The sequence below is a fragment of the Microbacterium sp. ZW T6_19 genome, from assembly GCF_044987465.1.
GTDB lineage: Bacteria > Actinomycetota > Actinomycetes > Actinomycetales > Microbacteriaceae > Microbacterium > Microbacterium natoriense_A.
The window spans coordinates 378,704-397,285 of the sequence record NZ_JBJDRH010000004.1 but is presented as its reverse complement, the minus strand read 5'-3'; the positions used below and the strand labels follow the sequence as shown (position 1 = coordinate 397,285).

At 68.0% G+C, this 18,582-nt stretch carries 17 protein-coding genes and 1 rRNA gene; 5 read left to right on the top strand and 13 right to left on the bottom strand.

The annotated features are described in order from the left end of the window. Positions 1-218, bottom strand: a 16S ribosomal RNA gene (locus ACI3KT_RS08920); the annotation flags it as partial. A 686-nt stretch (positions 219-904) separates the two neighbouring features. Between ACI3KT_RS08920 and ACI3KT_RS08915 the strand changes: the two genes are divergently transcribed. Next, positions 905-2,101, top strand: a complete 1,197-nt coding sequence (locus tag ACI3KT_RS08915) for a CoA transferase (RefSeq protein WP_404903692.1) — start codon at positions 905-907, stop codon at positions 2,099-2,101. Here the strand turns inward: ACI3KT_RS08915 and ACI3KT_RS08910 are convergent. Genes ACI3KT_RS08910 through ACI3KT_RS08895 form a run of 4 tightly spaced genes read right to left on the bottom strand, consistent with a single transcriptional unit; the run spans position 2,086 to position 5,678 of the window. Further along, entirely contained in the window at positions 2,086-2,880 is a 795-nt protein-coding gene (locus ACI3KT_RS08910) for a DUF4184 family protein (protein WP_404903690.1), read from the bottom strand. The genes ACI3KT_RS08915 and ACI3KT_RS08910 overlap by 16 nt on opposite strands. Positions 2,881-2,893: 13 nt before the next feature. Then, positions 2,894-4,195 carry a tyrosine--tRNA ligase gene (gene tyrS / locus ACI3KT_RS08905; protein ID WP_404903688.1) on the bottom strand — a complete coding sequence of 434 codons (1,302 nt, stop codon included), beginning with the start codon at positions 4,193-4,195 and terminating at the stop codon, positions 2,894-2,896. A gap of 53 nt (positions 4,196-4,248) precedes the next feature. Continuing rightward, positions 4,249-5,037 carry a hypothetical protein gene (locus ACI3KT_RS08900; protein ID WP_404903686.1) on the bottom strand — a complete coding sequence of 263 codons (789 nt, stop codon included), beginning with the start codon at positions 5,035-5,037 and terminating at the stop codon, positions 4,249-4,251. After that, a complete protein-coding gene (locus ACI3KT_RS08895; RefSeq protein ID WP_404903685.1) occupies positions 5,034-5,678 on the bottom strand; it encodes a SatD family protein in 645 nt (214 codons plus the stop codon). Before ACI3KT_RS08895 ends, ACI3KT_RS08900 begins: the two co-directional genes overlap by 4 nt. A 60-nt stretch (positions 5,679-5,738) precedes the next feature. On the opposite strand from ACI3KT_RS08895, the gene ACI3KT_RS08890 reads away from it, so the two are divergent. Both ACI3KT_RS08890 and ACI3KT_RS08885 read left to right on the top strand, forming a co-directional pair. After that, complete coding sequence (locus tag ACI3KT_RS08890; RefSeq protein ID WP_307297938.1) at positions 5,739-6,326, top strand: DUF1349 domain-containing protein; 588 nt, start codon at positions 5,739-5,741, stop codon at positions 6,324-6,326. Between the two features lie 202 nt (positions 6,327-6,528). Continuing rightward, the gene (locus ACI3KT_RS08885; RefSeq protein WP_404903683.1) at positions 6,529-7,365 is read left to right on the top strand and encodes a DUF559 domain-containing protein; all 837 of its coding nucleotides are present in this window, start codon (positions 6,529-6,531) and stop codon (positions 7,363-7,365) included. A 94-nt stretch (positions 7,366-7,459) separates the two neighbouring features. Here the strand turns inward: ACI3KT_RS08885 and argH are convergent, their stop codons facing one another. From argH to ACI3KT_RS08845, 8 genes are all read right to left on the bottom strand, one after another. Further along, a complete protein-coding gene (gene argH / locus ACI3KT_RS08880) occupies positions 7,460-8,890 on the bottom strand; it encodes an argininosuccinate lyase (RefSeq protein ID WP_404903681.1) in 1,431 nt (476 codons plus the stop codon). Further along, positions 8,890-9,825, bottom strand: a complete 936-nt coding sequence (gene argF, locus ACI3KT_RS08875; RefSeq protein ID WP_404903680.1) for an ornithine carbamoyltransferase — start codon at positions 9,823-9,825, stop codon at positions 8,890-8,892. Before argF ends, argH begins: the two co-directional genes overlap by 1 nt. Continuing rightward, positions 9,822-11,033: an acetylornithine transaminase gene (locus ACI3KT_RS08870; RefSeq protein WP_404903678.1), complete on the bottom strand. Its 1,212-nt coding sequence runs from the start codon at positions 11,031-11,033 to the stop codon at positions 9,822-9,824. Before ACI3KT_RS08870 ends, argF begins: the two co-directional genes overlap by 4 nt. Beyond that, a complete protein-coding gene (gene argB / locus ACI3KT_RS08865; RefSeq protein ID WP_292909334.1) occupies positions 11,030-11,947 on the bottom strand; it encodes an acetylglutamate kinase in 918 nt (305 codons plus the stop codon). Before argB ends, ACI3KT_RS08870 begins: the two co-directional genes overlap by 4 nt. After that, entirely contained in the window at positions 11,944-13,101 is a 1,158-nt protein-coding gene (argJ, locus tag ACI3KT_RS08860; protein ID WP_404903676.1) for a bifunctional glutamate N-acetyltransferase/amino-acid acetyltransferase ArgJ, read from the bottom strand. Before argJ ends, argB begins: the two co-directional genes overlap by 4 nt. Then, positions 13,098-14,171, bottom strand: coding sequence for an N-acetyl-gamma-glutamyl-phosphate reductase (gene argC / locus ACI3KT_RS08855; protein ID WP_404903674.1), 1,074 nt, complete (start codon positions 14,169-14,171; stop codon positions 13,098-13,100). The genes argJ and argC overlap by 4 nt, the downstream gene beginning before the upstream one ends. A 230-nt stretch (positions 14,172-14,401) precedes the next feature. Continuing rightward, a complete protein-coding gene (locus tag ACI3KT_RS08850; protein ID WP_404903673.1) occupies positions 14,402-15,058 on the bottom strand; it encodes a response regulator in 657 nt (218 codons plus the stop codon). Then, on the bottom strand, positions 15,036-16,334 hold the full coding sequence (locus ACI3KT_RS08845; protein WP_404903671.1) for a sensor histidine kinase: 1,299 nt from the start codon (positions 16,332-16,334) through the stop codon (positions 15,036-15,038). Before ACI3KT_RS08845 ends, ACI3KT_RS08850 begins: the two co-directional genes overlap by 23 nt. A gap of 124 nt (positions 16,335-16,458) precedes the next feature. Here ACI3KT_RS08845 and ACI3KT_RS08840 point away from each other — a divergent pair, with 124 nt between their 5' ends. Both ACI3KT_RS08840 and ACI3KT_RS08835 read left to right on the top strand, forming a co-directional pair. Beyond that, a complete protein-coding gene (locus tag ACI3KT_RS08840) occupies positions 16,459-17,217 on the top strand; it encodes an ABC transporter ATP-binding protein (protein ID WP_404903669.1) in 759 nt (252 codons plus the stop codon). Then, on the top strand, positions 17,214-18,569 hold the full coding sequence (locus ACI3KT_RS08835) for a hypothetical protein (RefSeq protein ID WP_292909322.1): 1,356 nt from the start codon (positions 17,214-17,216) through the stop codon (positions 18,567-18,569). The genes ACI3KT_RS08840 and ACI3KT_RS08835 overlap by 4 nt, the downstream gene beginning before the upstream one ends. Positions 18,570-18,582 lie beyond the last annotated feature (13 nt).

Genomic DNA, 18,582 nt, shown 5'->3' with positions numbered 1-18,582 from the left:
AAAAAATCTTTCCAACAACTGGCCATGCGGCCGTTGTTCGTATCCAGTATTAGACGCCGTTTCCAGCGCTTATCCCAGAGTCAGGGGCAGGTTGCTCACGTGTTACTCACCCGTTCGCCACTGATCCCACAGAGCAAGCTCCGTGTTCACCGTTCGACTTGCATGTGTTAAGCACGCCGCCAGCGTTCATCCTGAGCCAGGATCAAACTCTCCGTAAAAAAGAAATGCATACCCCACCGGGAAAACGGTGACGCAGCGAGTTTGAAACTGACCAAAGAGACAAATTCATTGCTGACTTCATCCATTGCCAGTCCCCGGAAGGACTGGTCTTTGATCCAAAGGAATCTCACCCCACCGAAGTGGAGTCGAGGTTATTTGGCATTTGACAAGTGCACGCTGTTGAGTTCTCAAGGATCGGACGCTCCCCCGACCCAACCATCACAGTCAGGCCCGAAGGGCAACTTCTCAATCTTACCCAGCTCCTCAGGCCTGTCAAATCGACATACCGTGAGGCTGAGTTCCAGATCTGCCGCTCGGCGCTTACCGCGCCGGAGCAACTTCACTAGCTTATCCATCCCGTTCCGCTTGTCAAATCAGCTCGCGGCGCAGATCTTTCGATCTCCAACGCAGCGTTTGACAGCCGCAGAGGGTGGATCTCCCATCCTAGACGCAGAGCATCTGTCTCACAAGTGAGTGGATGTGGGAGGTGGTTCTCCGCTTGAGGGGGGCGAGGCTCTCGGCCTCTCCGCTTCCCTGTGGGGCGAACAAGTAATAAGTTACGTGGATCTCGAGGTTCTGGCAAATCAGCACTCTCACCCCGGGCGTGTCGTCTGGGCGCCTGCGCCACATTCCCCCAGTCCAGCCCCCGAAACGCCCGGGCAGCATGCTCGACTACGCTCACACCATGCAGGTTCCTCTGCCTTCACGGCTCTCCACCGGCGCCCTCGCCTGGGCGAGCGTCTCCGCGTTCACACAGGCAGCGGGCATCCGCTCGACGCCCGATCCTGCACGGATCGCCCTCGCCTATCGAAGCGATCGGCTGCTCACGATCGACGGTGCCGCTCCAGACGTGTGGTCGCCCCTCTCCGGCTTCTGGCGCAGCCGCGACGGCTGGGTCCGCACGCACGGCAACTATCCGCATCACGCGCAGCGGCTTCTCAACGGTCTCGGCCTTGCGGACGCCGCCCATCTTGAGCAGGCGTTCGCGGAGCTCACCTCCACCGAGGCCGTGGCCCGTATCACCGGGCGGGGTGGACTCGCCGTCGAGGTCCTTGGCGAGGATCCTGCGCGAGACGCGCTCCTCCGGTCCACTCCCCTCTTCGATGTCGCTCATCACCCCTCCCCCGACGACCGGAGCCCGCGCACTCAGAACGGACTGGAAGGCGCCCGCATCCTCGATCTCACGCGTGTGATCGCGGGCCCGGTCTGCACACGCAGCCTCGCGCTGCTCGGTGCGGACGTGCTCCGCATCGATCCACCTGATCTACCCGAACCCGAATGGCAGCACTTCGACACGGGCCACGGCAAGCGCTCGGCGCTGCTCGATGCGCGCTCGCCTCGCCTGCACGACCTGCTGGATCGTGCGGACGCGGTCGTGCTGGGCTATCGACCAGCCGCTCTCGCCCGGATGGGGCTCTCTCCCGAGCAACTCGTCGAGCGCCATCCGGGTCTCGTGGTCGCGCAGCTCAGCGCGTGGGGCATCGATGCCCCTGAGCGTGCGGGATTCGACAGCCTCGTGCAGGCGGAATCGGGCATCGCGATGATCGAGTCGCCCGACGGTGATCGGCCGGGCGCCCTTCCTGCTCAGGCTCTCGATCACAGCGCGGGGTACCTGCTCGCGGCATCGGTCGTCTCCCTCCTCGAAAGACGTAGGACCGAGGGCGGCAGCTGGATCACTCGGACCTCGCTACGACGCATCGCGGCCGAACTGCTCGGAATGCCGCGTCGCCTGACTCCGGAACCCGAACAGCACATCGATCCGGCCGAGCACACGGCGGTCTTCGAAGTCGGTGGACGGATGCTCACAACCGCGCGCCCCGTGATCCCGGAGCGGGAGTTCCGAGCGCCGCGACCGTGGGGGGCGGATCAGCCGCGCTGGTGACGCGCGCGGAAAACCGGGAGCAGCAGGCAGAGGATGAGGGTGAGCGCGCCCCAGATCGCGCACGCCGGAGGCAGCACGATGTAGGCGAGATGCGGCACCGTGAACTCGGCCGTCAGCGGACCATAGGCGACGAGACCCATGATCCACGAAGTCAGCAGGATGACCGGCAACGAGATCCACCACGAGAGCCTGACCGCGAGAGGCAGCGCTCGCGGAGAATCTTCGCGCGGTGAGGCGCCGCGCAATCGCATCACCGCCCACACCGCGATGATGATCAGCGCGGCGATCGCGGAGCCGTACTGCAGCCACTTGAACCCGGTGATCGGACCCCACGGTTCGTCGAGGATCGGAATGACCGCGACGCCCCACCGCCCTTCGTGTGTGAAGGAGTCCCACAGGATGTGCGACGCCGCTCCGAGGATGAGAGACACCGCCAGAAGCACCGGATACCAGCGGGACTGCCCGATGCCCACGGCCCTGAGGAGTGAGGTGCGGGCCGTGTCCGACCAGTCTTCGGGCAGGCGACGGGCCAACCAGGCGGGCGCCAGTTCCGGCACGGCCGGTCGCAGCACGACTCGCCAGATCAGGAACAGTCCGAACGCGAGCAGCCCCGTCCAGACCAGATTCCCGTACGTGTGCGTGAACCCGTAGTTGATCCCCGCACCTCTGACGAACAGCGGCAGGTCAGGAGCCATCGCACCGATCGCGATCGCCGCAGGAACCAGAGGCGTGCGCACGAACGGCAGCGCGACCAGCGCATGGCTCAGAGTGAACGGCATCCGCTCTGGCGACTCAGTCGATGAAGACGCCGGCGAGGGTCTTCTTCCCTCGGCGGAGCACGGAGACTCCCCCGGGCAGAGACCCCTGCACGGCTGCGGCGTCGTCGTCGACTCGGACTCCGTCGAGTGAAACGCCGCCCTGGGCGATCGCACGACGAGCCTCGCTGAGGCTAGACACGAGTCCCGTGGCCACGAGCGCCTCCACGACGGGACTCCCGCCCGCTACGGTCGCATTCGGCAGTTCCTCGAGCGCGGTCCGCAGCGTCGACGGGTCGAGCGCGGTCAGATCGCCCTGGCCGAACAGCGCTTCGGATGCTGCGATCACCGCCGCGGCGGGCTCGAGACCGTGCACGGTGGCGACGACTTCGAGAGCCAGGCGCTTCTGCGCCGCACGACGGAACGGCTCGGACTCGACGAGGCGCTCGTACTCCTCGATCTCGGCCCGGGTCAAGAACGTGAAGACCTTGAGCCGGTCGATCACGTCGGCATCCGTCGTGCTCAGCCAGAACTGGTACATGCGGTACGGGCTGCACATCTCCGCATCCAGCCAGATGGCGTTGCCCTCGCTCTTGCCGAACTTGGTGCCGTCGCTGTTCGTGATCAGCGGGGTGCCGATCGCGTGCACAGAGACGCCCTCCGCACGGCGGATGAGATCGGTGCCGCTCGTGAGGTTCCCCCACTGGTCGCTGCCGCCGGTCTGCAGCACGCAGTCGTACTGCCGGTACAGCTCGAGGTAGTCGAGACCCTGCAGGATCTGGTAGCTGAACTCGGTGTAGCTGATGCCCTCGTCGGAGTTGAGACGGGCAGCGACCGCATCCTTCTTCAGCATCGTGCCGACGCGGTAGTGCTTGCCGATCTCGCGCAGGAAGTCGATCGCCGACAGAGGCGCCGTCCAGTCGAGGTTGTTCACGATGCGGGCCGCGTTGTCGCCCTCGAAGCTGAGGTAGCGCTCGACCTGCGCGCGCAGGCGCCCGACCCATTCGGCCACGGTCTCTCGCGTGTTGAGCGTGCGCTCCGCCGTGGGGCGGGGGTCGCCGACCAGACCGGTCGATCCGCCGACGAGACCGAGCGGCTTGTGGCCGGCGAGCTGGATACGGCGCAGCGTCAGCAGCTGCACCAGGTTTCCCAGGTGCAGGCTCGGGGCGGTCGGGTCGAAACCGCAATAATACGTGATGGGCTCTCCCGCGAGCAGGGCGCGCAGCGCCTCCTGGTCGGTGGACACATGGACGAGGCCGCGCCAGACGAGTTCGTCCCACACGTTCTCGAACGTGTGGTCGATCGCTGGTGCCGCGGTCGTCAGATCGGGAGTTGACACGCGTTCAAGGCTATCAGCGGGCGGACGCTCCGCTCGCCTCGGCCCGCGACCGGTCAGCTGTGCGCGGCCCACCAGACCAGGAATGCGGCCCCCAGCCCGATCACCCAGCTGACGAGACTCCCGACGAGGAAGTACTCGGCCCGGGCCCCGGTCTCGCCGTCGCGCGAGATCTCGGGGAATCGCACGATTCCCTTGGCCGCCAGCATCGCGGCGAGGATCGGGTAGGCGGCGGCGAGAGTGAGGATCATGACGAGCACGCGCTCGAGCGGGCCGATGAGGCGGCCTCCCTTGAAGCCGCTGCGCGGATCGCGGATCGGCGTGGCATCCTCCTCCGCGCCATCGGCGATCTCGCCCTCCTCGCCCGTTGCGGCGACGGGCGCCACCACCTCGGGCGCCGGATCGGCCGGTCGCCAGGTGTGCTCGCCGTCGAGGGCCGCTCGCACGACGAGGTTCGCCGACTCCAGAAGGAACGCGCCGGCGCCCAGCGCGAGAACTGCCAGGTCGAACGGAACGTCGCCGAACGGTGAGCGGAGCGTCCAGATCTCGCCGATCAGGCCGGCATCCGTCCGGGCGCCCGCCCAGACGACCGCGCCGATGCTCAGAGCACCGAGCAGCACGGCCGGCCAGAACCCGAGGGGCGCCGGACGATCGGACGGCATGCACCACACCCAGAGCGCACCCACGATCAGCGCGGCGATCATGGGGATGAGGGCATCGCTGACGCTGCCGAGAAGCAGCAGGATCACGGCGACCGTGAGATAGCCGATCCAGCGTCTCGGTGCGAACTGGCGCACCAGGTCGGCGGCGCCGACGGCCAGGAGCACGAGCCCCGCGACGATCATTCCCCGCCTCCTCTGAGCGCTGCCACTCCTTCGAGCAGAGCCGCAGCGCCGGCATTGCGCAGGGCCTTCGAGACGCTCGGCTGTGAGATTCCCTCTTGGGTCGCAAGCTCCTGCTGAGAGTGCCCGACGAGGCGACCGTAGGCCAGTCGACGCTCGCGCTCGCTCATGGCCCCGACCAGCTCGTCTCTGACGAGAAGGTAGGCGTTGGATGCCGTGATCGTGCTCTGCATGACCTCATCCTGCCCCGGGGCTCCGACAATCCAGGTGCGCGTGCGCGGCACGGCGCGGCTCTCGCGCGCGTGCACGATGTCGATCGCCTCACGGGCCGCGTACCAGCCGGGTCCGTCGGCGAGCTCGCGGTGCACGGACTCGACCGGTCGCACTTCTCCGATGCCGACGCCGAAGCGGAACGCGATGCCCTCGGGCAGTCGCAGCTGGATCATCAGAAGCGAGACCAGCGCATCTTCGAGTTCGCGGTAGACGCCCTGCTGCTCGTCTCCTACGGTTGGTGTGAGCGGCTGCGCCGCGAGCGGAAGATCCCGCTCGACCCGCGCGATCGTCTCGTCCAGGACCCGCTGCGCGGACTCCCGGTCGCGGAGTTTGCGCGACCCGACGATGTCGGCGAGAACAGCGATGACCATGTGATAACCATATCACGAATAATCCTAGATTTATGCCCGTTTTGGCTATACTCTGGGATCATGCCTGAAACACACATCATTCCCTGGGACGACGCGTCCTGGACCAACGAGCCCCAGTCCTCCCGCACGATCGGCTCGCACCTCGAAGTGGTCGCCGTCGAGGGCAGCGATGCCTGGCGGCGCACGGCGTACGGGTTCGTGCACGACACCGAGCACGCACTGCTCGCTCCCCTCGCCGTGGGAGAGGCCATGGAGGTCTCGTTCAGGGCACCCTGGGACGGCCAGTTCGACCAGGCCGGCGTCTTCGTGCGGATCGATGACGAGCACTGGATCAAGGCAGGCCTCGAGTACGCCGACGGACACCTCGGCCTCGGCGCCGTCGTCACGGACATCCGATCGGACTGGTCGGTCGGCCACGTCGACGACTGGCACGGCGGCGAGATCACTGTGCGGGTGAGCCGATGGCCGGATGCCGTGATCGTTCGCGCCCGTGCCGATCACGGAGAGTGGCGCCTGGTGCGCGTCGCCCCGTTCGATGGAGAGGCCACGGCATCCGCGGGCCCCTTCCTCGCTGCTCCGACCCGCTCCGGCCTCACCGTGCAGTTCACCCGCTGGGAGCGCTCGAGCGCGGACTCCGCACTGCACTGATTCCGGCTGCCGTCCCGAACCGACGGTTCGCGGATGAGGTGACGGTTCACGGATGAATCCTGGCGAGTCCTCCGTGAATCGTCATCCGCTCCGTGAATCGTCACCTCATCACTCTCACTGCACAACTCGCGCAAGACGCCGATCTGTCCACAATCCGTCTTCTCCCCGTCCATGCGGAGCCCGTCCACGGCATCGTCGAGCCATGCTCTCAGCGAAGGACACCATCACCCGGCTCGGCGGAATAGCCCGCGGGCGCACGTTGCAGAAACTCGGATTCACCCGGCAGTCCCTCGCCGCTCACGTGCGGCGAGGAGAAATCGAACGCGTGCGGCACGGCGTCTTCGCCACCGCGCCTCTCGATGCGGATACGAGGGCGGCCATCGAACATGGCGGAGCGCTCACCTGCGCGAGCCTTCTACGACGACACGGCATCTGGGTGCTCCCCGTCGCCGACGGACCGCACGTGTGGCTTGGCGCGAAACAGCATCCCCTCCAGCATCCGCACTGCGTCTGCGTCGCGCATCACTACAGCGGACATCCGCCGCTCGTCTCGACCGACGTCGAGACCGCCCTGCTCCACTTGCGTCGCTGCGCTGGCGAAGAAGCGTTCTTCGCGGCATTCGAATCCGCCTGGCGGCTGCGAAAACTCTCACGTGAGGCACGGTCACGCATCCGAGCAGCGCTCCCGGCCAGCGCGCGATGGCTGGTCGACCTCGCTCGGGCGGATGCCGACAGCGGATTGGAGTCGCTGCTCCGGCTCCGATTGCATCTTCTCGGGCTGACCCTCGAGCGGCAGGTCACGATCGACGGGGTCGGCAGAGTCGACTTCGTCATCGCCGGGCGCCTGATCGTCGAAGCCGACGGGACCGAGAACCACGATTCGCCCGAGCATCGGCATCGAGACCGAAAGCGGGATGCCCAGGCATCCGCGCTCGGCTATGAGACCCTCCGATTCGACTACGCCCAGATCGTCCACGACTGGCCCGTCGTGCAGGCCGCGATCCTCGGGGCGCTCCGCCGGATGCGCAGGATCGGATGACGGATGACGGATGACGGATGAGATGACGATTCACGGAGGGATTCCGTAGAACCCTCCGTGAATCGTCACGACCTCCGTGAATCGTCAGCCGCTGTTACAGCCCGAGCGCATGCACCGCAGCCTGAGCCCGGGCGATGAGCTCTGCGCGCTGCTCGGCGACTCGCTCGGGCGCGGTGCCGCCGGCGCCCGTGCGCGAGGCGACGGATCCTTCGATCGTGAGGACCTCCTTCACCTCGGGCACGAGGTGAGCAGACACCGAAAGCAGCAGCTCGTCGGTGGCGTCCTCCAGCCCGATGCCGTGCTCCTCGCACGCACGCACGAGCGCACCCGAGATCTCGTGCGCGTCACGGAACGGCACCCGGCGCTTGACCAGCCACTCGGCCACGTCGGTCGCGAGCGAGAACCCCTGCGGAGCGAGAGCCGCCATGCGCTGCGTGTCGAACTGCAGCGTCGCGATCATGCCGGCGAATGCGGGCAGTACGACCTCGAGGGTCTGCACAGAGTCGAAGACCGGCTCCTTGTCCTCCTGCAGATCGCGGTTGTACGCGAGCGGGAGGCCCTTGAGCGTCGCCATAAGCCCCGACAGATTGCCGATCAGACGACCCGACTTCCCCCGAGCGAGCTCGGCGATGTCGGGGTTCTTCTTCTGGGGCATGATGCTCGACCCGGTCGAGTAGCTGTCGTGCAGGGTGACGAAGCCGAACTCACGCGTGTTCCAGAGAATGATCTCCTCCGCCAGGCGCGACAGGTCGACGCCGGTCATCGCGGTGATGAAGGCGAACTCGGCGACGACGTCGCGCGCCGACGTGCCGTCGAGCGAATTCTCGGCAGGACGATCCAGCCCGAGCTCGGTCGCCACGAGTGCGGGGTCGAGACCCAGCGTCGAACCGGCCAGTGCTCCCCCGCCGTAAGGCGAGACGCCCGCCCGGCGACGCCAGTCGACGAGGCGCTCGAGCTCGCGCACGAGCGGCCAGCCGTGTGCCAGCAGATGGTGCGCGAGCAGCACGGGCTGCGCGTGCTGCAGATGCGTGCGTCCAGGCAGGATCGCTCCGGGGTGCGCCTCGGCCTGCGCCACGAGCGCGTCGATCACGCGCAGGATGTCGCGGGCGATCACACGAGCATGGTCGATGAGATACATGCGCACGAGCGTGGCGATCTGGTCGTTGCGGCTGCGGCCGGCACGCAGGCGCCCGCCGAGCTCGGGGCCGAGTTCGGCGATCAGCGCCTGTTCGAGAGCGCCGTGCACGTCCTCATCGGATGGCTGGGGCAGCAGAGTGGCGTCGGCGACCTTGCGCGCCACGGCATCCAGCCCCTCGTGCATCCGCACAGCCTCGTCGATCTCGAGGTAGCCGGCGGCTTCGAGTGCGGTCGCATGCGCGTGGGAACCCGCGATGTCGTACGGCGCGAGGATCCAGTCGAAATGCGTCGACCGGCTGAGCTCGACGAGCTCGGGCGAGGGCCCGCTCGCGAACCGGGCTCCCCACAGGGCGCCCTCGTTCGTGCCCTCGTTCTTCTCTGCACTCATCAGGCGGCCGTCCCGTTCTTCTCGAGCAGCCACACCAGGAGGGCCTTCTGGGCGTGCAGCCGGTTCTCGGCCTCGTCCCAGACGACGCTCTGCGGTCCGTCGATGACCTCGGAGTCGACCTCGTAGCCGCGGTCGGCCGGGAGGCAGTGGATGAAGATGGCCTCGGAGTCTGCCAGCTGCATCGTCTCGGGCGTCACCTTGTAGGCGCCCAGATCGCGGATGCGCGCGAGCTTCTCCTCCTCTTTGCCCATCGAGACCCAGGTGTCGGTCACGATCACGTCGGCGCCGGCCGCGGCTTCGACTGGGTCGGTGTAGAGGGTGATCGAACCGCCTGTCTCCGCCGCCCGCCGATCGGCCGCCTCGACGACGTCGGCCCTGGGGGCGTAGTCGACGGGAGACACGATCCGCACGTGCATGCCCGCGGTGACACCGGCGAGTGCATAGGAATGCGCCATGTTGCTCTCGCCGTCGCCGAAGAACGTGAGTGTGAGACCCTGCAGATCGCCCTTGTGCTCGCGGATCGTGAGCAGGTCGGCGAGCAGCTGGCAGGGGTGGAAGTCGTCGGAGAGCGCATTGATCACCGGCACCCTCGTGCCGGCGGCCATCTCCTCGAGACCCGCCTGCGCGTAGGTGCGCCACACGATCGCGGCGACCTGGCGCTCGAGCACGCGCGCGGTGTCGGACGGGGTCTCCTTGCCGCCCAGCTGGCTGCTGGCGGTCGAGATGATGAGCGGCGAGCCTCCGAGATCGGCGATGCCCACGGCGAAAGAGACGCGGGTGCGGGTCGAGGACTTGTCGAAGATCACCGCGACGGTCTGAGGACCCGCGAGGGCCTTGCTGGCCCAGCGGTCCTTCTTCAGCTCCAGCGCGAGGTCGAGGATCTCCGCCTGCTCGGAGGGGGTCAGGTCGTCGTCACGCAGCAGGTGGCGGGTCATGCGGGGGCCTTTCCGGAAGTGGTGAGGGATGCCGACACGTCGGCGAGCGCGGCGGCGAAAAGCTCGCGGAACTCGGCGAGCTCGGCGTCGCCGATCGTGAGGGCCGGTGCGATGCGCACGGTCTCGGGGTTGGCGGCGTTGACGATGAGACCCTGCTCCTGGGCGGCGGCCACGACAGCCCCCGCGACCGGAGCTGCGAGACCGACGCCGATGAGAAGTCCACGGCCTCGGACGCCGTCGATCAGCGGCGAGTCGATGCCTTCGATGATCCCGCGCAGTTCTTCGCCGCGGCGCGCGGCGTTCTCGACGAGTCCTGCGTTCTCGATCTCGGCGAGCACGGCGTCCGCCACGGCCGTCGCCAGCGGGTTGCCGCCGAACGTCGAGCCGTGCGAGCCCGGTGTGAACAGGTCGCTCGCCGCGCCGTACGTGACGAGGGCGCCGATCGGGAAGCCTCCGCCGATGCCCTTGGCGAGGGTGATCGCGTCGGGGGTGATGCCCTCGTGGGAGAAGCCGAACCACGCCCCGGTGCGACCGGCGCCCGTCTGGATCTCGTCGACGATGAGGAGCGCGCCGTGCTTCAGGGTGAGCGACCGCGCCGCGGCGAGGTAGCCCTCTGGAAGCTCGACCACTCCGGCTTCGCCCTGGATCGGCTCGACGATGACGGCGGCGACGCGATCGTCGATCGCGGCCTCGAGCGCCTCGATGGTCGCCGGGATGTGCTCGACTCCTCCGGGCATCGGCTCGAACGGCGCGCGCATCGACGCCTTCGCGGTCATGGCGAGGGAGCCCATGGTGCGGCCGTGGAAGCCGTTCTCGAGTGCGATGATGCGCGGCTTTTCGGCGCCGCCGTGCAGACGGGCGAGCTTGAACGCGGCCTCGTTGGCCTCAGCGCCCGAGTTCGAGAAGAACACCCGCCCGTCGATGCCGGCGCCGGCGAGACGCTTGAGACGAGCGGCGAGCGCGAGCTGCGGCGGCGTGGCGAAGTAGTTCGACACGTGCGCGAGCGTCGCGGCCTGCCGCGAGACGGCCTCGACGAACACCGGGTGCGCGTGTCCGAGCGAGGTCACGGCGATGCCGGCGAGGAAGTCGAGAAGGCGGTTGCCGTCTGCATCCCATACGTACGAACCCTCGCCTCGTGTGAGCATCGCCAGGCGGGGCCCTGCGTTGAGGACCAGATGGCTCGCTGCGTCATCCTGCCAATTGCTCATGCTTTCGTCCCTGCGCTTTCCAAGACCACTTCTGTTCCGATTCCCTTGCTGGTGAAGAGCTCGACGAGCACCGAGTGCGGCACGCGTCCGTCGATGATCGCCGCGGCGTCGACGCCGCCCTCGACAGCGTCGAGGCAGGCTCGCATCTTCGGGATCATGCCGGACTCCAGGCTCGGGAGCATCTCGATGAGGGCCTCCGCCGTGAGGTGCGAGACGAGCGAGTCGCGATTCGGCCAGTCCGCGTAGAGCCCGGGTACGTCCGTCAGGATGACCAGCTTGCGGGCGCCGAGTGCCACCGCGAGGGCCGCAGCCGCGGCATCCGCGTTCACGTTGAGCGACTGGCCGGGGTGGTCGAGATCCGGCGCGATCGAGGAGATCACCGGAACCCTCCCTGCGGCCAGATGATCGAACACGGCGGTGGGGTCGACCTCGACCACATCGCCGACGCGCCCGAGATCGACCTCTTCCCCTTCGATGACGACGCCACGACGGCGGCCGCCGAACAGACCGGCGTCCTCTCCGCTCAGACCGGTCGCGATCGGGCCGTGCGAGTTGATCTTCGACACGAGCTGCGGATTGACCTGCCCCGTGAGCACCATGCGGACGACGCTGATCGCCTCGGTCGTGGTGACGCGGTAACCGCCCTTGAACTCGCTGGGGATGTCGAGGCGTCCCAGCATGTCGGAGATCTGCGGGCCTCCGCCGTGCACGACGACGGGCTGCACTCCCACGTACCGCAGGTAGGCGATGTCCTGGGCGAACGCCTCCTGCAGCTCATCCGAGACCATCGCGTTGCCGCCGTACTTGACGACGACGATCTGATCACGGAACTTCTTGAGCCACGGCAGCGACTCGATGAGCGTCTCGGCCTTGACTGCGGCGATCTCGGCCGGCGTGTCCTGGATGTCGGTCATGATGCGTACGCGCTGTTCTCGTGCACGTAGTCGTGGGTGAGGTCGTTGGTGAGGATGGATGCCGTGGCCTCGCCGACCTTGAGATCGATGACCAGGTGAGTCGCCCGCGGCGTCAGATCGACCTCTTCGCGCGGACGGTCGGGGCCGCCTTCGCTGCAGACACGGACGCCGTTCATCCACACGTCCACGTCGTAGGGATCGAACTGCGCGGCGGTCGTGCCGATCGCCGCGAGGACACGACCCCAGTTCGGGTCGTTGCCGAAGATCGCTGCTTTGAAGAGGTTGTTGCGGGCGACCGAGCGGCCGACCTCGACGGCCTCCTGCTCGGAGGCGGCGTGCTGCACCTCGATCGTGATGTCGTGGCTCGCCCCTTCAGCGTCGCCCTGCAGCTTGACCGCGAGCTCCTGGCACAACCCGGAGAGCGCGGCTGCGAAGTCGTCGAGATCGGGAACGACCCCGGACGCCCCGTTGGCGAGCAGAGTGACCTGATCGTTCGTCGACATGCAGCCGTCCGAGTCGAGGCGGTCGAATGTCTGCCCAGTGGCCGTGCGGAGGGCGGAGTCGGCCTCGAGGGGCTCGAGCACGGCATCCGTCGTGATGACGACGAGCATGGTCGCGAGCCCGGGGGCGAGCATGCCTGCTCCCTTCGCCATGCCGCCGATCGTCCAGCCGTCGCGGCTGACCACCGCGGTCTTCGCGACGGTGTCGGTGGTCATGATCGCCTGTGCTGCGCTCTCGCCTCCGTCGGACGAGAGCTCGGCGATCGCCTGCTCCGTGCCGGTGAGGACCTTGGCCCGGAAGACCTCATCTCCGACGCCGATGAGCCCCGTCGAGCAGACGAGCACGTCGCCGGCGCTGACGCCGAGCAGTTCAGCGGCCTTCTCGGCGGTCTGGTGCGTGGTCTGGAACCCGAAGGCGCCGGTGAAGCAGTTCGCTCCCCCGGAGTTCAGCACGACGGCCTCGACCACACGGTCGGCGACGGCCTGCTGCGACCAGATGATCGGGTTGGCCTTGGCACGGTTGCTCGTGAAGACGGCGGCACCGACCTTGCGCGGGCCCCGGTTCACCACGACCGCGACATCGGGTTTGCCTGTGGTTTTGAGACCGGCGGCGACACCGGCCGCCTCGAATCCTGCAGGGGCGGTGACACTCACGGTGCGACTCCGTTCACGGAGAGCGCGCGGTCTTCGGGTAGGCCGAGCGCGATGTTCATGGATTGGATGGCGGCACCGGCGGTGCCCTTGACGAGGTTGTCGACCGCGGTGACGACCGTGACACGGTTCGCGGCACGATCGATCCCAAGACCGATGAGCGCGGTGTTCGCGCCGAGCACGTCGGCGGTGCGCGGGAACTGGCCCTCGGGGAGCAGCTGCACGAAGGTCTCTCCGGCGTAAGCGCTCTCCCACGCCTCGCGGACCTGCGCATCGGTGACGCCCTCGACGATCGGTGCCGTCGAGGTGGCGAGGATGCCCCGCGACATCGGCACGAGTACCGGGGTGAAGGAGATGCGGATGCTCCGCTCGATCTGGGTCCCTGAGCCTGTCGAAGGGCCTGATGCCGCGGCGAGCGCCTGCCGGATCTCGGGGATGTGGCGGTGCGTGCCGCCCACCGCGTACGGATTCGCCGTGCCGAGGATCTCACTGCCGAGGAGGTTCGTCTTCAGGCTCTTGCCCGCGCCGGAGGGCCCCACCGCGAGAACCGAGACGATGTCACCAGGATCGATCACGCCGGAGGCGACGCCGGGGGCGAGACTGAGGCTCACCGTCGAGGCGTTGCACCCGGGAGCCGCGATGCGCGTCGCTCCCACGAGGTTCTCGCGCTGCTTCGTCCCGTTCACGGGAAGTTCCGGCACTCCGTACGCCCACGGCTCGTGGAATTCCCCGCCGTAGAAGGAGTCCCAGGAGTCCTTCGAGGTGAGCCGGTGGTCGGCGCCCGCGTCGATCACCAGCGGGACCGCGCCGAGGGCATCGGTGTACTGGCCGGATTGCCCGTGCGGCAGCGCGAGGAACACGATGTCATGCCCGGCGAGGACCTCTGGCGTCGTGTCCTGCAGGGTGAGGTGCGCGAGAGAGCGCAGGTGCGGCTGGTGCTGGATCAGCGGCTGGCCGGCGTTCGAGTGCGCCGTGACGGTGCGGATCTCGATGTCGGGATGTGCGGCCAGGAGACGGAGGATCTCGCCACCCGCATAGCCGGATGCGCCGGAAACGGCGACCGTGTACGTCATGCTTCTACCTTAACGCTGGGAGGGTCTGGGGCCGGAGCGGCGACACCGGCACTCGACCGCCGTGCGTACGCAGGCAGGAGCGCGGGGTCGCCTAGAGTCGGCGGCCGCCGCGGCGTCGGCGCACGACGACGACGCTCGGAGCGAGCGTCGAAGAAGCGTGGGCGGCCGAAGGCATGTCGCGACCATAGCGCGGGCGGCGCGGCATCCGCAAATCAGACGCGTAACGTACGTCAACCCTCCCGGCGAGCCTCCAGGAACACGAGGATCGCGCGCACCCTGCGGTTCTCAGCTGCGGGGCTGAGTCCGAGCCCGCTGAAGATGTTGCCCACGTGCTTGCGCACGGCGGCGTCGCTGAGGAAGAGCGTGGAGGCGATGTCGCTGTTCGAAGCGCCGTCGGCCATCAGCGCGAGGACCTCCCGTTCGCGCGCGGTGAGCGCGTCCAGTGGGCCGGCGACCTCTGCCCTCAACAGCTGCCTGGTCACCTCCGGGTCGATGACCGTTCCGCCGTCGCGCACCACGGCGAGCGCCCGATCGAAGTCGCTGATCCGGTTGACTCTCTCCTTCAGCAGATATCCGACGGCCGCCTCCGGCAGGAGGAGCAGTTCGCGCGCATAGCGCTCGGCGACATACTGCGACAGGACGAGCACCGGCTGAGTCGGCGCGTGCTCACGAATCCGCAGCGCCGCTGCGAGACCGTCGTCGGCGCCTCCCGGCGGCATCCGCACATCGGTGATGACGAGATCCGGCCGCTCGGCGAGTGTGAAGTAGCTGCGCTCCAGCTCCGGAGCGTCGGACGCCGTGGCGACGATCACGTGCCCGAGTCTCTCCAGGAGCGCGGACAGTGCTTCGCGCAGCAGAGTCGCGTCATCCGCGAGGAGAATCCTCATCGGCGCCTCCTCTCTTGCCGCCGTGCGTGATCTCTCCTGACCCGATCAGCGGCAGTTCCATCAGGACGACTGTCGGTCCTCCGAGGGGACTGGACACGGTGAGCGCACCGCCCAGCGCCTCCGCGCGACCTGCGAGCCCGCGCAGTCCGGTGCCCTGCTCGGGATCGGCGCCGCCGTGCCCGTCGTCCGTGGCCCGGATGTACGCCCGATCGTTCTGGGAGCCGAGCTCGACGGTCAACCTCGAAGCTGCCGAGTGCTTCGTCGCGTTCGTGAGTGCTTCGGCGACGAGAAAGTAGCCCGCGGCCTCTGCGTCGGGCCGCATTCGAGGAAAGCCGTCGTCGCGAATCCGCAGCACGAGGGTGCTGCGCCCCGCGAGCTCGCGGAGCGCTTCTGTGAGCCCGTGGTCGGCGAGCACGGTCGGGTGGATCCCTCTGACCGTGGATCGGAGCGAGACGAGTGCGCGCTCGGTCTGGTCCTGCGCCGCGATGAGCGCGGCCCGGGACGCATCGGCGTCTCCCGATCGGAGTTCCAGCTCGAGCATCGCGAGGCGCGCGGCGATGCCGACCAGTTCTTGCTGGACCCCGTCGTGCAGGTCTCTCTCGATACGCCGACGCTCATCCTCGTGGGCGGAGACGATCGCGGCACGCGAGCGCGTGAGCTGCGCGACACGGCGATCGATCTCGGCGACGCGCGGGGCGATGAGCCGGCTGATCACACCGCCGTGCAGAGCCATGAACGACGCGTTGACGTACGCCGTGACGACGAGGATGAGCGGTACGCAGAGCAGCGGATGCCACCAATTGTCCACGCCGACCGCGAACGTCACGTCGGAGAACAGATTCACTTCTGCGCCCGGGCGTGTGAGGCCTGTGACCGCCAATGCGAAGGGGAGCCCGACTGCGATGACCTGCGCGAGGAGGAGGGCGAAGGCCAGGAGCCCCATGATGATGCCGATCGAGAGCGCGACGACCTCGCGCCAGGTCGTGGGCTCGGTGAGCCGGATCCAGAGCCAGTTGTGCTTCTCCTCCCTGGGCACGCGGACATGACCGCTGGCGCGCGCCGGATGACCGATCAGGCGCAGCCTCTTTCGTTCGATCATCGCGAAGAGGATCCCCCAGAGCGGAAGGATCACGATCGTCGCGACGACAGGGAGCACCAGCACCACGCCGAGCACGGCGGTGATGACGACGCCCAGCAGTCCGGCCCACGGCCATCGGGAGATCAGGAAACGGCCGGGCGGCAGCATCAGCCCCTGCCAGATCGTCTCGGTGCGCACGGGATCAGCCTATGCACAGGAACTCGTCCGCCAGTGGTCGAGAGCCCGAAGGTAGCGCCAGGTCTACCAGGGATGCCTCTCACGCTCCGATGCGCGTCGTCGTCGTTCGCCGTCTACTGGAGCAATGACTACTCCCACACCTGCGACTGCGGTTCCCCTGCTCAGAGCGAAGGGGATATCGAAAGCCTACGCCGTCGGCCGTGGTCCGGCGGCGAACGTGCTGCGTGACGTCGATGTCCACGTCGCGCGAGGCGAGATGGTGAGCATCGTCGGGCCGAGCGGATCGGGCAAATCGACGTTGATGTACTGCCTGGCGGGACTCGAACGAGCGGATGCCGGCGAGATCGAGTTGGACAGCACACGCATCGAACGGATGTCTCAGCGACGACTCGCCAAAATCCGGCGCGATCGGATCGGATTCGTGTTCCAGAGCTACAACCTGATCCCGTCGCTGTCCGCTGCGGAGAACGTCGCGCTGCCGGCGCGTCTGGCACGTCGCCGATCGCCCGACACCGCGGCAGCGCTGACCGCTGTCGGGCTGTCAGGACACGGGAGCAAGCGCCCCGGCCAGCTTTCGGGCGGGCAACAGCAGCGCGTCGCGATCGCACGAGTACTCGCCGCGCAGCCGGAGATCGTCTTCGCAGACGAGCCCACAGGGGCGCTCGACACGGCCACGGGGGCGCAGGTGCTGGATCTTCTGCGCGCACACGCTTCCGGACGGAACGGCGTGATACTCGTCACCCACGACCTGGAGGCGGCTGCTCGGGCCGACCGTACCGTGGTCCTCAGAGACGGCGCCGCGGTGACGGAGCTTCTGCGTCCTTCCGCCGCGGACATCCTCGGCGCGCTGCAGTCGCCCGTTCGCACCGGAGCGGCCGCGTGATCCCGCTGCTCCGTGCTGAGCTGCGGCACGGCTGGGCCACCTGGAGCGGCCTGGCCGCGGTCGGCGCGGTTGCCGCAGTCTCGTTCTCGGCCGCGATCGCGATGCTCGAGGCCGGCCTCGCGGAGGGTGGGGAGATCCTGGACGCGTCTGTCAGCTTCCTTTCGATCCTGCTGATCCTGAACGTCCCCGCCGGGGCGATCGTGATCGCCGCCGTGTCGCGCCTCGCTGTCGACCTTCACCGTGCGGTGTACGCACGATGGCAGCTCGCGGGAGTCAGCCCCGCACAGACTTCCGCAGTCGTCATCTCGCAGCTCACGGGCGTCGGCCTGCTCGCAGGCTTCGTCGGCTTCGGTGCTGCTGTGCTCATCGTCCCGCCGTTCCTCCACGCCGTCTTCGTCGACGACTCGTCCTGGTGGGCCGAGTCGTCGATTCGGCCGGGGACCCTCACCGGTGTCATCGTGGTGCCGCTCACGACGCTGGTGGTGCTGCTGGGCGGGTTCCGTGGCGCGAGATCGGCGGGCCGTACGCCGGCTCTCAGTGCGTTGCGCGAACCGGAGGCGGAGGCGAAGCGCATGCGATGGTGGCGCTGGATGCTGCTGGTCGCCGTACTGCTCGCAGCAGGGTTCGGCGGTGCCCTCGCACCGTTCCGTGCCGAAGAGCGCAGCACCGCGATCTCGCAGTTCCCGCTGCTCCCCGCGTATCTGACGGCGATCGTCGCGACCGCCGCCCCTGTGCTGTCCCCGCTCGTCCTCAGAGCGTGGACAGCGCTGATCCCTGCACGGGCATCCGCGACCTGGCACCTCGCCCGGCACCAGGCGCGTTACCACCTCGGGAGGAGCACGGCATCCGTCACTCCCCTGTTCGTCGGCACCGCGCTGCTGGGCGGCTTGATGACGATGTCGGCTACCACCAGCACGGCGATGACGTCGGCCGGCTTGCCGGGGAACTTCGATCTGGGCATCATGCAGGTGATGCTCCTCGTGGGCGGGCCCGTGCTGCTCGGTGCGACGGGGGCTGCAGTCGTGCTGTTCATGAGCAACCGCACGCAGGCGTCAGAGCAGGCGCTGCTTCGGGCGAGCGGGGCCAGCCACGGCGTCGTGCTCGGCGCCGCTGTGTGCCAGGCAGCGATTCATGTGATCACGGCGACGCTGCTCGCGTCGATCGTGGTGTTCGGCACCGCTCTCATCAGTGCGGCGGCGCTCGGCCGCTTCGTCCCCGCGGTCCCCGTCATCGACATCGGAGCGGCCGCGCAGCTGGTGGCGCTCGGTCTCGTTCTGACGGTCTCGGCGACGCTCGTTCCGGCCATGGCCCGCATGCGGGAACCACTCGCCCTGCGTCTCGCGGCAGAGTGAGCGGTTCGGCCGT

Coding starts and splice junctions, on each gene's coding strand:
- ACI3KT_RS08915 (WP_404903692.1), top strand. CDS start 905: ATGCAGGTTCCTCTGCCTTCACGGCTCTCCACCGGCGCCCTCGCCTGG.
- ACI3KT_RS08910 (WP_404903690.1), bottom strand. CDS start 2,880: ATGCCGTTCACTCTGAGCCATGCGCTGGTCGCGCTGCCGTTCGTGCGC.
- ACI3KT_RS08900 (WP_404903686.1), bottom strand. CDS start 5,037: ATGATCGTCGCGGGGCTCGTGCTCCTGGCCGTCGGCGCCGCCGACCTG.
- ACI3KT_RS08895 (WP_404903685.1), bottom strand. CDS start 5,678: ATGGTCATCGCTGTTCTCGCCGACATCGTCGGGTCGCGCAAACTCCGC.
- ACI3KT_RS08890 (WP_307297938.1), top strand. CDS start 5,739: ATGCCTGAAACACACATCATTCCCTGGGACGACGCGTCCTGGACCAAC.
- ACI3KT_RS08885 (WP_404903683.1), top strand. CDS start 6,529: ATGCTCTCAGCGAAGGACACCATCACCCGGCTCGGCGGAATAGCCCGC.
- argH (WP_404903681.1), bottom strand. CDS start 8,890: ATGAGTGCAGAGAAGAACGAGGGCACGAACGAGGGCGCCCTGTGGGGA.
- argF (WP_404903680.1), bottom strand. CDS start 9,825: ATGACCCGCCACCTGCTGCGTGACGACGACCTGACCCCCTCCGAGCAG.
- ACI3KT_RS08870 (WP_404903678.1), bottom strand. CDS start 11,033: ATGAGCAATTGGCAGGATGACGCAGCGAGCCATCTGGTCCTCAACGCA.
- argB (WP_292909334.1), bottom strand. CDS start 11,947: ATGACCGACATCCAGGACACGCCGGCCGAGATCGCCGCAGTCAAGGCC.
- argC (WP_404903674.1), bottom strand. CDS start 14,171: ATGACGTACACGGTCGCCGTTTCCGGCGCATCCGGCTATGCGGGTGGC.
- ACI3KT_RS08850 (WP_404903673.1), bottom strand. CDS start 15,058: ATGAGGATTCTCCTCGCGGATGACGCGACTCTGCTGCGCGAAGCACTG.
- ACI3KT_RS08840 (WP_404903669.1), top strand. CDS start 16,459: ATGACTACTCCCACACCTGCGACTGCGGTTCCCCTGCTCAGAGCGAAG.